The organism is Corallococcus sp. CA053C (assembly GCF_003611675.1).
GTDB lineage: Bacteria > Myxococcota > Myxococcia > Myxococcales > Myxococcaceae > Corallococcus.
On record NZ_RAWA01000308.1, the window covers coordinates 1 to 11,986 of the forward strand.

The 11,986-nt window shown below is 69.6% G+C and carries 13 protein-coding genes and 1 pseudogene; 11 read left to right on the forward strand and 3 right to left on the reverse strand.

The genetic code is table 11. From position 1 onward, the window contains the following. Positions 1 to 203: 203 nt before the first annotated feature. From D7V97_RS30930 to D7V97_RS30960, 7 genes are read left to right on the forward strand one after another with little or no spacing between them, the layout of a single operon-like run. The gene (locus D7V97_RS30930) at positions 204 to 698 is read left to right on the forward strand and encodes a DUF6484 domain-containing protein (RefSeq protein ID WP_120614225.1); all 495 of its coding nucleotides are present in this window, start codon (positions 204 to 206) and stop codon (positions 696 to 698) included. Between the two features lie 12 nt (positions 699 to 710). Next, positions 711 to 1,997: a TIGR02270 family protein gene (locus D7V97_RS30935; protein WP_120614226.1), complete on the forward strand. Its 1,287-nt coding sequence runs from the start codon at positions 711 to 713 to the stop codon at positions 1,995 to 1,997. A 29-nt stretch (positions 1,998 to 2,026) separates the two neighbouring features. Then, positions 2,027 to 3,052 (forward strand): DUF2169 domain-containing protein, encoded by a 1,026-nt coding sequence (locus D7V97_RS30940; protein WP_120614227.1) that lies wholly within the window; start codon positions 2,027 to 2,029, stop codon positions 3,050 to 3,052. Continuing rightward, on the forward strand, positions 3,053 to 4,120 hold the full coding sequence (locus D7V97_RS30945) for a hypothetical protein (RefSeq protein WP_233583334.1): 1,068 nt from the start codon (positions 3,053 to 3,055) through the stop codon (positions 4,118 to 4,120). It begins immediately after the preceding gene. Positions 4,121 to 4,129: 9 nt separating this feature from the next. Beyond that, positions 4,130 to 4,513 (forward strand): DUF4150 domain-containing protein, encoded by a 384-nt coding sequence (locus tag D7V97_RS30950; RefSeq protein WP_120614229.1) that lies wholly within the window; start codon positions 4,130 to 4,132, stop codon positions 4,511 to 4,513. A 50-nt stretch (positions 4,514 to 4,563) separates the two neighbouring features. After that, positions 4,564 to 5,400, forward strand: a complete 837-nt coding sequence (locus D7V97_RS30955) for an AHH domain-containing protein (protein ID WP_120614230.1) — start codon at positions 4,564 to 4,566, stop codon at positions 5,398 to 5,400. A 12-nt stretch (positions 5,401 to 5,412) separates the two neighbouring features. Further along, positions 5,413 to 5,970: a DUF1629 domain-containing protein gene (locus tag D7V97_RS30960; RefSeq protein ID WP_120614231.1), complete on the forward strand. Its 558-nt coding sequence runs from the start codon at positions 5,413 to 5,415 to the stop codon at positions 5,968 to 5,970. Between the two features lies 1 nt (position 5,971). Here D7V97_RS30960 and D7V97_RS30965 read toward each other — a convergent pair whose 3' ends face one another. From D7V97_RS30965 to D7V97_RS30975, 3 genes are read right to left on the reverse strand one after another with little or no spacing between them, the layout of a single operon-like run. Continuing rightward, complete coding sequence (locus tag D7V97_RS30965) at positions 5,972 to 6,919, reverse strand: DMT family transporter (protein ID WP_120614232.1); 948 nt, start codon at positions 6,917 to 6,919, stop codon at positions 5,972 to 5,974. After that, on the reverse strand, positions 6,892 to 7,911 hold the full coding sequence (queG, locus tag D7V97_RS30970) for a tRNA epoxyqueuosine(34) reductase QueG (protein WP_120614237.1): 1,020 nt from the start codon (positions 7,909 to 7,911) through the stop codon (positions 6,892 to 6,894). Before queG ends, D7V97_RS30965 begins: the two co-directional genes overlap by 28 nt. Positions 7,912 to 7,922: 11 nt before the next feature. Next, positions 7,923 to 8,483 carry a cob(I)yrinic acid a,c-diamide adenosyltransferase gene (locus D7V97_RS30975; protein WP_120614233.1) on the reverse strand — a complete coding sequence of 187 codons (561 nt, stop codon included), beginning with the start codon at positions 8,481 to 8,483 and terminating at the stop codon, positions 7,923 to 7,925. A gap of 100 nt (positions 8,484 to 8,583) precedes the next feature. Here D7V97_RS30975 and D7V97_RS30980 point away from each other — a divergent pair, with 100 nt between their 5' ends. The 4 genes and pseudogenes from D7V97_RS30980 to D7V97_RS30995 form a co-directional block, all read left to right on the forward strand. After that, the gene (locus D7V97_RS30980; protein ID WP_120614234.1) at positions 8,584 to 9,378 is read left to right on the forward strand and encodes a thymidylate synthase; all 795 of its coding nucleotides are present in this window, start codon (positions 8,584 to 8,586) and stop codon (positions 9,376 to 9,378) included. Further along, positions 9,375 to 9,866 carry a dihydrofolate reductase gene (locus tag D7V97_RS30985; protein ID WP_120614235.1) on the forward strand — a complete coding sequence of 164 codons (492 nt, stop codon included), beginning with the start codon at positions 9,375 to 9,377 and terminating at the stop codon, positions 9,864 to 9,866. The genes D7V97_RS30980 and D7V97_RS30985 overlap by 4 nt, the downstream gene beginning before the upstream one ends. 50 nt (positions 9,867 to 9,916) lie before the next feature. Beyond that, the gene (locus D7V97_RS30990; protein ID WP_120614236.1) at positions 9,917 to 11,791 is read left to right on the forward strand and encodes a cytochrome c/FTR1 family iron permease; all 1,875 of its coding nucleotides are present in this window, start codon (positions 9,917 to 9,919) and stop codon (positions 11,789 to 11,791) included. Positions 11,792 to 11,802: 11 nt separating this feature from the next. Beyond that, positions 11,803 to 11,986 (forward strand): annotated as a pseudogene (locus D7V97_RS30995) (hypothetical protein); the annotation flags it as partial.

Here is an 11,986-nt window from a genome sequence, read left to right on the forward strand (position 1 = left end):
TGGTGAAGAAGGCCCCGCCTCCGCGTCCCGCCGAGGCGCCACGTCCGAAGCCGCCGCCAGAGCCCAAGAAGGACATCTCCGACTGGGATCCGAACGGCGACTGAGCAAGCCAGGACCCGGGGGGGTCCCCAGTCCATACATACACAGAGTGAAATGTTCTGATATGCTGGAGGTCCCAAAGCCACTCGCCCAAGGACATCCGCATGGTTGCGCCAGCGTTCACGAGCCAGGGTGTCGGAGGGGTTGTGGAGGAGGCCCCGGAGCGCATCTGGGAGGGCCGCGTGGGACGCATCATCGGGACGGATGAGCAGGGCCGGCCCCTGGTGGACTTCGAGGGAAATGCCCGGGGCCCCCGGGTCGCCCGGAAGGTGGTGCCGCTGGACTCCGGGACGCTGCGTTCCTCCATCGAAAGCGGCCGGCCCGTGGAGCTGCGCTTCGAGGAGGGGGACGCCCGGCTCCCCATCATCATCGCCCTGTCGCCTTCCAGGGCCGAGCCGCCGGCTCCCGTGACAGCGTCCGTGGACGAAGGGTCGGCGCCCCTCCGGATCATCGAAGGACAGGACGAGCTGGTTCTCCAGTGCGGAAAGGCGAGCATCACGCTGCGGCGCAACGGCAAGGTCATCATCAAGGGGACCTACGTTGAAACGCACTCCGAAGGCGTGAACCGCATCAAGGGTGGTTCCGTCCAGTTCGGCTGAGCCGGTGCGCCCATGCCCCTGATGACCGACGTGTTCGAGGAGCACCTCGACGAGGCGAGCTGGCTGTGGACCCGGTGGGAACGCGCCCTGATGGCACCGGACTACGACCTGGCGGAGACGGCTGAGTTGGAGGAGCGGCTGCTGGCCCATCTAGACGGGCTGGTGGAAGGGGGGGCTCCGGTGGCGGAGTCGCTGCTCCGGCCGGCGCTGGAGTCCGAGGAACGGTCGCGGGTGTGTGCAGCGGCCTTCGTCCTGCTGGCGGAGGCGGCGCCCGAGGACATCCACGCGTGGGTGCGTGGCGCGGGTCCCGGACAGCGTGCCGCCGTGCAGCGGGCGCTGGAGCTGTGTGGCCAGGAACAGCTGGGTGCCGTGCTGTCTCCGCTGCTGGCATCGGGGGATGCACAGGTGCAGGCGACCGTGCTGGAGGCGCTCGTCTTTCGGGGGGCCGTCCAGGACTCCATGCTGTCCGACCTCCTTTCGAACGAGGATGCCCGGGTGCGCATCGCGGCGCTGCGCGGGTTGAGGGAGCTGCCCCGCTCGGCCCCCCCGAAGCTGCTGTCGCACGCGCTCGCCTCCGCGCATCCAGGCATCCGCGACGCGGCCATCGAGCTGGGGCTGGCGCTGGGGGCCCACGAGGCGTGGGAGGCCTGCAGGAAGGCCCTGGAGACCGGCGACGCGCACGCCCGTGAGCCCATGGTGCTGTGGGCGCTCGGTTGCGAGGAAGCGGAGCTGGGGCGGCTCATCGCGATGCTGCGCAGACCGGAGCGGCGGACGCAGGCACTCTGGGCGCTGGGCTTCAGTGGGCGGGCTGCCGCCGCCGAGGCGTGCCTGGAGTGGATGGGGGACGAGGACAGGGACGTGGCGCGCCTCGCGGGCGAAGCCTTCAGCGCCATCTCCGGGCTGCGGCTGGAGGGGGTCTATGCGCTGCCCCCGGAGGAGCCGCCGGAGGAGCCCCTTCCCCTGGAGCAGGAGGACCTCGATGCGGACCTGGTGCACCGACCCGAAGACGACCTTCCGTGGCCCGCCGCCGAGCCCGTCGCCCGGTGGTGGCACGAGGCCAAGGGAAACTTCGCCCCGGGGACCCGATACCTGATGGGCCACCCCTTCCAGGCGGAGGCGCTCATTGCCGCACTGGAGCAGGGCCCCATGCGACGCCGGCACGTGCTGGCGCGGGAGTTGGCCCTGCGCAGTCGGCGGACCCTCTTCGTTCCCACGCGCGCCCTGACAGGTCGGCAGCGTGTCGCGCTGGCGCGGGTGAAGGCCGCGGCTCCCCACTTCCGCCGTCCCGCCTGGCGATGACTCGCGAGGGTTGAGGTCCCGGACTCCCCATGCTTCAGCTCCGCAACGACTCTCCCTTCGTCCCCGGCCTGTTCCTGTTCCCCGATGAGCGGGGCGTGGACACGCTCTACACGGTGGTCAAGGCGACGTTCGACCTTGCTGGGGACGCCCTGTCCATCGCGCCCAGGCAGCGCCCGCTGGTGATGGCGGCCGAGCACTGGGGCGAGCCCGGTCAGTCGAGCCTGAAGTACGCAGGCGAGGCGCACCTCCTCAAGCCGGGCACGGACGTACTGCTGGTGGGTGAGGCCCATGCGCCACGTGGGAAGCCCGTGGACTCGTGCCAGGTGTCCGTGCGCGTGGGGACCGTCCACCTGGCGCTCCAGGTGTTTGGAGACCGTCAATGGCGAGGCGGGATGATGTCGCCCTCCCCTTCGTCCCCCACGCCCTTCTTGAAGATGCCACTCGTCTGGGAAAGGGCCTTCGGCGGCATGCACGTCCTGGAAGGGGGAGCCGTGCTCGGTGAGGCGCGCAACCCGGTGGGCCAGGGCTTCCGGGGGAAGCGGAGCGCTTCGGAGATGAAGGGCCGCGCCCTGCCCAACCTGGAGGACCCCGCGAAACTCGTCGGTGGCATCTCGGATGCCCCAGTGCCCGTGGGCATGGGGCCGTTGGCCCCCTCCTGGCAACCACGCAAGGCCAGCGCTGGAACATACGACGAGGCGTGGCGGACGACGAGGGCCCCCTACCTGCCCCGGGACTTCCAGCCAGACTTCTTCCACGTCGCCCCGCCCGCGCTGCGCGCACGCGAGGGGTTGAAGGGGGGCGAACCGGTGGAGCTGCTCAACGTGTCTCCCCAGGGAGTTCAGCGCTTCGTGCTGCCCCGGTGTGAGCTGGACGTCGAGGTGCGCATCGCCGGGAAGGTGGAGCGGCCCTCCCTGCGGCTGGAGACGGTGTTGCTGGAGCCGGGCGCGGGGCAGGTGTGCCTGACGTGGCGGAGCGCGGTGGGCTGCGACAAGCGCGCACTGAAGGTCCAGGAGGTCCGCTTCGGGGTACGCACCCTGGAGGGAGTGAAAGGCTAGATGACCTTGCTGCCGCCAGCGGAAGTCCTGGGATTGGGGATGGTGTCACCGGTGGGGCTGACAGCGGCCACCACGGCGGCGGCCCTCCGCGCGGGCATCACCCGGGTACGGGAGACGCGACTGAAGGACAGCCAGTTCGAACCCCGGATCGCCGGAGTCCTTGAAGAGGAGCACCTGCCCCCGCTGCGGGAGGGCCTGGTGGAGGCCATGAAGCGGATGACCTCACGCCACCGTCGACTGGTGCGGCTGGGCGCCTGCGCGCTTCAGGAAGTAGCCGGAGCATGCGGAGGGCCCCTGCCGCTGGTGCTGGCCCTGCCAGAGCCCCAGCCCTGGGGTGACCCGATGGGAGACGCCTTCCTGGAGCACCTCCAGTCGCAGGCCGGCGTGGAGGTGGAGGCCTCCAGCCATTTGCTGCGACAGGGGCGCGCAGGCGGCCTGATGGCGGTGGCGCGGGGGCTGGAGCTGCTGGCCACCCGGCGTGCCAGACAGGTGCTGGTAGGCGGCGTGGACACCTACTGGGATGCGCGACTGCTGGCGCACCTGGACGCGGAAGACCGGTTGAAACGACGGGACGTCGCCGATGGGTTCATCCCGGGCGAGGGCGCGGCCTTCCTCTGGCTCGGGGTGCCCGGCACGGCGAAGCGCCTGGGCCGCGAGCCTCTCGCGAGCATCACGGGCGCGGGCCTGGGAAGAGAGCCGGGACACCGCTACAGCACCGAGCCCTACCTGGGAGAAGGGCTGTCGCAGGCCTTCCAGCAGCTCTTCGCGGGGCTGCCACCACAGAGCCCCAAGGTCCGCTGCGTCTACGCGGGCTTCAATGGCGAGAGCTTCTGGACGAAGGAGTGGGGCGTGGCCTACCTGCGACACGCCCAACGCTTCGAGACGGAATTCCGCATGGAACACCCGGCGGAATACACCGGCGATGCGGGGGCGGCGCTGGGTCCGATGATGCTCGGTGCCGCCGCAGTGGGATTGCGCAAGGGGTATCGTGAAGGGCCGTGTCTGGTCTGGGGTTCCTCGGACCGCGAAGCGCGCGCCGCGGTGATGGTGCAGTCAGCAACGCCATAGGGGGCACAGATGGGTACGAAGGTCTTCGCCAATGGACGAGGCGTAGCGACGGAGGATGGGGGTGGGCAGAGCATCGTGTTCCCGGACGTGTGCAAGACGCCCAGCCCGGGCGGGCCGGTGCCCATTCCCTATCCAAACATCGGCAAGTCCTCGGATGCGTCAAAGGGGCCGAAGAAGGTGAGCATCAACGGCAAGATGCCGATGGTGAAGGGCGCACAATACAAGACGACGGCGGGGGACGAGGCCGGGACAGCGGGCGGCGGCGTCATGAGCAGCTCCACCCAGGGACCGGCGGAGTTCATGATGTACTCGTTCGACGTGAAGTTCGAGGGCAAGAACGTGTGCAGGCTCGGGGACCCGCTCTTCCACAACAAGAAGAACATCATGGGGTGAGGCCGTCAGCGACCTCACATCCAGACAACTCTCACGGGAGGTTCTTCATCATGGAGATGGGCGAGACGGTTTCCGATGTCCAGAAGCTGCAGGACGACGGCCAGTGCGTCATCTGCAGCAAGAAGCACGACGACCCCAAGAAGGAGAAGGTCGAATCACCCGTCTCCAAGAGCGGCTGGGAGCGAGACAAGAGCATGGTGGGAGTGTTCGACGGAGGGGATGCCGAGCGCGCCGCCATCTATCCCAACGCCCACTTCCCTCCGCCGTACCCAACGGAGGGCCACCATGCACTGGCCTTCACCAGCTTCGTCCAGAAGGGCAAGGACAGGCGCCTGCGCCTCAATCACTTCCTCGACAAGGTGGGCTTCGCGCCCAACCAGCCTCAGAACATCATCCAACTGCCGAACCGGCACGGAGCGGTGTCCCCCAAGGCGGACCCCACGGCGTCATGGCCGGCAGACGTGAAGAAGGAATACAAGAGCTTCTGGGTGTCCATCGACCTGGGAAAACCCCTGCAACTCCACACAGGACGTCACGCCAAGAGCTACTTCAAAACGAGCGACTTGATCTACCATCGAATGGCCTTTCTTGCCTATGACGCGACCACCTGCACAGAGGAGTCGATGCAGGAGTTCGAGAACAACCTGAAGGGGCTCGTCAAGGGCGCGGTGAACTTCGCCTTCCTCCACGTGGTGGGTGGCTCCTGGATCTGCCATCCCGAGCACCTGAGGGTCGCCACGGATTTGTATGGCAAGACAGGGAAGCACGTTTACACGTACCTGCACGGCGGCGGGAAGAAGCAGAAGGTCGAGCATGAGGGGTACCCGGGGGCCGGAGCCCGACCTCCCCCGTGGACGACCGTGAAGCTGGACACGACGCCGTTCTAGAAAGGACTTCGCATGTATTTCGTGTTGGAGCAGGAGCGCGAAACCGCGTTCATGGTTTCGTTCGAGGATGCCAATCCGGGCCATGACCTCAAGTGGAGCATGGGCAGACTCATCCCCCCGGACGAGAAGCCCTCCGGCCTGAAGCTCACCGTGGAGGAGGTGCGCGATGCGTATCCGGACTACTTCACGGAGGTGCCGGTGGACTTCTGCTCGCGGCGCATGAGGGAGCGACTGGAGGCTGTGGGGGTGGACAACATCGACTACCATCCCGTCGAGATGGTGGACGAGGCCACCGGCAAGCACATTGACAAATACTTTGCCATGAATGTCCTGGGCCGGATTGTCTGCATGGACCGGCAGCGCTCCCAGTTCACGGAGTGGCGCAAGCGCATCGCCCGCATCCAGTCACTGGTGCTGGACCCGGCCGCCATCCAGGGGATGCGGGTGTTCCGCATGAACGAATACCCCGACGTCATCGTGGTCGACGGCGACGTGGCCGAGGCCCTTCGCGGGTTGCCGGGAGTCGCCCTCCGGCCGGCGGAAGGCTGGAGCGACGCCCACCGCTTTTGACTCAGCCCGCTTCCACCACCACCGGTGGAGCCTTCACCGGGGCGCGCTGCGTGAGCCGCACGCCCACCAGCACCAACGCGCCGCCCAGCGCGAGCTCCCAGTGCAGGGACTCGTTGAGGACGGCCCAGGCCGCGAGCGCCGTCGCGGCCGGCTGGAGGTTGGAGAAGATGGCCACGCGCGACGCGGGCACCTTCGACAGCGCGTAGTACCAGAGCAGGTACGCCACCACCGACGTCATCAGCCCCAGGTACACGATGGCGCCCTTCGCCGCGAAGCTCGCCGCCCACACCTCCCCCGGCTTGAGCACGAACGGGATGAGCGGCAGCTGCAGCGCCGTCGCCACCGTCATCGTCCACGCGGTGGCGCGCAGCGGCCCGTATTCAGAGGCGAGCGGCTTGCCCTCCGTCGTGTAGATGACCCACGCCACCACCGCCGTGAGGATGAGCAGGTCCCCCTGCACCGACCCCTGCGCGCTCGCCAACCCCCGGCCGAGCAGCAGCACCACCACGCCCACGAGCGCGGTGAGGATGCCCGCCGTCGCGCGCGTGGAGACCCGCTCGCGGCCCAGCACGAGGCTCGCCACGTACACGCCCATGGGCGTCAGCGCGTAGAGCAGCGCCGCGTGCGCCGCCGTGGAGCGCGACAACCCGGAGAAGAACAGCGTCTGGTTCACCGGCCCGCCCATCAGGCCCAGCAACACCACGCGCTTCCACGCCGCGCGCGGCGGCAGCGTGGGCCCTGGCGTCAGCGCCAGCAGCAGCGTGAACGCGACGCCGCACACCAGGAAGCGCCACAGCACCACGGTGAACGGCGACAGCTCCGTCATCGCCCGCTTGGCGGCCAGGTACGTGCCCGCGCTGATCAGCACCTGCACCGTCAGCGCCGCGTACACACGCCCGAGCGGCGCGGCGGATCCGGGTGTCACGACTCCAGTTGGAGAAGCGCCCATCGTGCAGCGCTGCGTACCAGCTCACTGGCGTCGTCGCTGAGTTTTTCGAGCAGCGGCCGGGCGTGCGCCTGCCGTGCGACGCCCAGTGCATAGACAGCGTTGCGCCTCAAACCGTCGTACTTCGCGCGCGCCAGCGCGGTGCCGGTGACGAGTTCCTTGTATTGCTCGGGTGTCAGGGCCGCGAGCTCCGCGGTGCCCAGGGCCGCCACCGCGCGGGGCACGAAGCGGTGGTCGTTGGCGAACACCGGCTTGCGGTTGAGCGGGCACACCTGCTGGCAGATGTCGCAGCCGAAGATGAGGTTGTCGAACTTGAACCGGAACGCCTCCGGCACGTCGCGGTCGCGGTTCTCGATGGTCTGGTACGACAGGCACGCCCGCGCATCCACCTGGCGGTGGCCCACCAGCGCGCCCGTGGGACACGCCATCAGGCAGCGCCGGCAGGAGCCGCAGCGGTCCGCCACCGGCCCGTCCGGGTAGACGTCCACCGCCGCGTCCAGGATGAGCGTGGCCAGCAGCACCCACGAGCCGTGTGACTCCGTGATGAGGCACCCGTTCTTGCCCACGTAGCCCAGGCCCCCGCGCGCGGCCCACACCTTCTCCATCATGGGCCCGCTGTCCACGCCGCCGTAGGTGCCCAGCCCCGGGTACCAGGCGTTGATGGTCTTGCGGAACGCCTTCATCCGGTCGCGCAGCGTGGAGTGGTAGTCGCGGCCGCGCGCATACCGCGCGATGGGCGAGCCCTGCGACGGCGCGTCGTCCCGGTAGTAGTTGTTGGCGAACGACAGCACCGTCTTCGCGCCGGGCAGCAGCACCGACACGTCGAGCCGCTCCTCCGCGCGCGACCCCATCCAGTCCATGTCCGCGTCGTAGCCGGCCTCCAGCCACGACAGCAGCGACGACGGCGGAATGGGCTCCGCGCGCGCGAAGCCGATGAGGTCGAAGCCCACCTGCTGGGCAAGCTCCCGGAGCCGGGCGGTGGGCAGCGGATCCACGCTCACACCGCCTACTTCGAGGGCTTCTCGGGGATCCACTTCACGTCCGGCAACCCGGCGCGGAAGTTCACCAGCCGCGCCACGACGAAGAGCAGGTCCGACAAGCGGTTCAGGTACATGGCCACGGCCGGCGGCGCCCGGTCCTCGCGCAGGAGCGACACCACCCGGCGTTCGGCCCGGCGGCACACCGTGCGCGCCAGGTGCAGCGCCGCCGCCGCGGACGCGCCTCCGGGCAGGATGAAGTGCGTCATCTTCGGCAGCTCCTCCTCGTACCGGTCGATGTGGCGCTCCATCTCCTCCACCCACTCGGGCTTCAGCTCCGGGATGTGCGCCGCGGCCCGGCTCTGCGGCGGCGTGGCCAGCACCGCGCCCACCGTGAAGAGCTGCTCCTGGAGGCGCTGGAGGAAGTGGTCCAGGTCCGCGGGCAGGGAGAAGGTCCGCGCGAGGCCCAGCGTGGCGTTGAGCTCGTCCACCTCGCCGTAGGCGTCCACCAGCGCGTCGTCCTTGGACACGCGACCGCCCCCGAAGAGGCCCGTCTCTCCCGCATCGCCGGTCTTCGTGTAGATCTTCATTCCACCCTCTTCTAGCGCCGCGACGGAGGCGACGCCCGGCAGAGAACAATCGCTGGAAGGAAGTTTGATCACCCCCCGCCGCGAACCTAGAAAAAAGGGCATGCAGCAATACCTGAGTCTGATGGACCACGTTCTGAATCACGGGACGAAGAAGGGCGACCGCACGGGCACGGGGACGCTGAGCCTCTTCGGCCACCAGCTGCGCTTCGACCTCACCCAGGGCTTCCCCCTGGTGACGACCAAGAAGCTGCACGTGAAGTCCATCCTCCATGAACTCCTGTGGATGCTCCGGGGGGACACGAGCGTGCGCTCCCTCCAGGCCCAGGGCGTCACCATCTGGGACGAGTGGGCGGACGCGGACGGCAGCCTGGGCCCCGTGTACGGCCACCAGTGGCGCTCCTGGACCACGCCGGATGGCACGCCCGTGGACCAGATGCGGCAGCTGGTGGAGGGCCTGAAGAAGAGCCCGGACTCGCGCCGGCACCTGGTCAGCGCGTGGAACGTGGCGGACCTGCCGGTCATGAAGCTGCCCCCCTGCCACGTGATGTTCCAGTTCTACGTGGCCGACGGCCGCCTCTCCTGCCAGCTCTACCAGCGCAGCGCGGACCTCTTCCTGGGGCTGCCCTTCAACATCGCGTCGTACGCGCTCCTGACGATGATGGTGGCGCAGGCCACGGGGCTCGTCGCGCACGAGTTCATCCACACGCTGGGCGACGCGCACCTGTACCTGAACCACGTGGAGCAGGCGAAGGAGCAGCTCACGCGCGCGCCCCGCCCCCTGCCGCGCATGCGCCTCAACCCGGACGTGAAGGACCTGTTCGCCTTCCGCTACGAGGACTTCACGCTGGAAGGCTACGACCCGCACCCCGCCATCAAGGCGCCCGTGGCCGTATGACGGCGCGCCTGTCCGCCATCGTCGCCATGGCGACGAACCGGGTCATCGGCCAGGGCAACACCCTGCCCTGGCGCCTGCCGCCGGACCTGGCCCGCTTCAAGCGCCTGACCCTGGGCCACACGCTCGTCATGGGGCGCAAGACGTACGACTCCATCGGGAGGCCGCTGCCCGGCCGCGCCACCATCGTCATCACCCGCCAGCGCGACTGGGCCCCCCCGCCCGGCGTCCAGGTGGCGCACTCCGTGGACGAGGCCCTGGAGCAGGCCCGCTCCGACAGCGAGGTCTTCATCGCGGGCGGCGCGGACCTGTACGCCCAGACGGCGGACCGCTGGCAGCGGCTCTACCTCACCCTCATCGACCGCGACTTCCCCGGCGATGCCCGCTTCCCACCCGTGGACCTGTCCTCCTGGAGGCTCGTGGAGCAGGACCCCCACCCGGAGGCGGAGCCTCCTTTTGGTTTCTTCACGTATGAGCGGGCCTCATTATGATATTGATTCTCAGAATTGAAAGGCCCCGGAGGCGTTGGTAGAACGCGGACGTGAATCGCGCCGCCTCCATCACGCTGTGCCTGTTGCTCGCGCTGTCCTCCTCCGTCCGGGCAGAAGCGCCCGCGTCCGACGAGGGGCGCACCTGGCACCGGCTGGTGGGCATCCTCCAGTACCTCCAGGCGGACTACCCGGCGGCGGTGGCGTCGCGCTCCGACTTCGAGCTGACGGAGCAGCGGAGCTTCGCGGCGGAGGCGCTGGACGCGGCGAAGGACCTGGGCCCGGCGGCGGCCACCTTCGTGCCGCGCGTGAAGGACATCCAGGCGCGCGTGGACCAGCACACGGACCCCGAGGGCGTCAGCCGCGACTGCGGGGAGCTGGTGGAGAGCCTGGTGCTCGCGGGGGGCCTGGCGCGCAGCCCGCGCAAGGCGCCGGACGTGGAGCACGGGGCGAAGCTGTTCCAGACCAACTGCGCGTCCTGCCACGGCGCGGACGGCAAGGCGGCGGTGGCCATCGCGGACACCATGGAGCCGCGCCCGGCGAACTTCCAGGACCCGGAGCTGATGGAGGACGGCCTGACGCCATACAAGGCCTTCAACACCACCAGCTTCGGCGTGCCCGGCACCGCGATGCCGGCCTACCCCACCCTCTCCGAGGACGACCGCTGGTCGCTGGCCTTCTTCGTCTTCACGCTGCGCCAGCCGCCGTGCGATGCCCAGCCGCCGCGCGCCTCGCTGGAGCGCCTGGCCACCGCCACCGACGCGGAGCTCGCGAAGGAGTACGGCGCGGACAAGGTCGCGTGCCTGCGCCGCAGCCTCCCGGCCGAGGACGAGGAGAAGGCGCTCGTCGCCGCGCGGCAGGCGGTGGGCAACGCGCTGCGCCTGGGCGCGGCGGGTGACTACGCGGGCGCGAAGACGGAGCTGCTGGACGCGTACCTCAACGGCCTGGAGCCGGTGGAGCCCAAGCTGCGCGGCAGGAACCCCGTCCTCACCCAGCAGTTGGAAGAGGCCTTCCTCCAGGCGCGGCTCGCCGCGGAGCGCAAGAGCCCGCACCTGCAGGACGAGGGGCGGGAGCTGCTGTCGCTGCTGGACCAGGCGCGCAAGGAGAACGGCAGCACCACCAGCATGCTGTCGGTGGTGTGGCTGACGCTGCTCATCCTGCTGCGCGAGGGCTTCGAGGCGACCATCATCGTCACGGCGCTCCTGGCGGCGCTCAAGAAGATGAAGGCCATGGAGCAGGTGCGCGTGGTGCACGCGGGCTGGGTGTCCGCGCTCATCGTCGGCGCGCTCGCGTACGTGCTGGGCCGCAAGCTGATGGCCGGGGCGCAGCGCGAGTGGATGGAGGGCGTCACGGCGCTCGTCGCCGTAGGCATGCTCCTGTACGCGGCGCTGTGGCTCAACGCGCGCGCCAACGTCAGCGTCTTCATGGGCGAATTGCGCCAGCGCATGCAGGGCGCGCTGGGCCGGGGCAGCCTGTTCGGCCTGTTCGCCATCGCCTTCACGTCGGTGCTGCGCGAGAGCTTCGAGACGGCCATCTTCCTGCAGGGGCTCGCGACGGACTCGGCGGCGGGCGTGGCGTGGGGCGTGCTGGCCGGCGTCGTGGCGTTGGGGCTGCTGGTGCTCTTCGTCAACCGCATGGGCTACCGGCTGCCCATGAAGACGCTCTTCAACCTCTCCACCGTGGTGCTGGTGGTGACGGCGGTGATGCTGCTGGGCAAGGGCATCCACTCGCTGCAGGAGGTGGGGGCGTTGCCGCTGGTGCCGGTGCGCTTCTTCACCGTGGACATGCTGGGCCTGTACCCGGACGCGCTGTCCTTGGGGCCCCAGTTGCTGCTGGCCGCGGCGCCGCTCGTGTTCCGGGCCCTGCGCCGCCGGCCGCGCGTGGAGGTCGCCGGGGACGAGGCGACGCGGGCGCCGCCCTTGCGGTAGCGTGGGGCGTGGTGAAGCGCTCCCCCTGTCCGTTCCCCCTCGTCGCCCTGCTGCTCGTGTCGGGCCTGGCCTCCGCCCAGGAAGCCCCCGCCGAGCCCGCCACGGCTCCGACCGGGAACCTCACGCCGCCGCCCCTGGTGGGCGCGCCCGAGGAGGACGTGCCGCCGCCGCCCGAGGCCACGCCCTCCCAGCCCC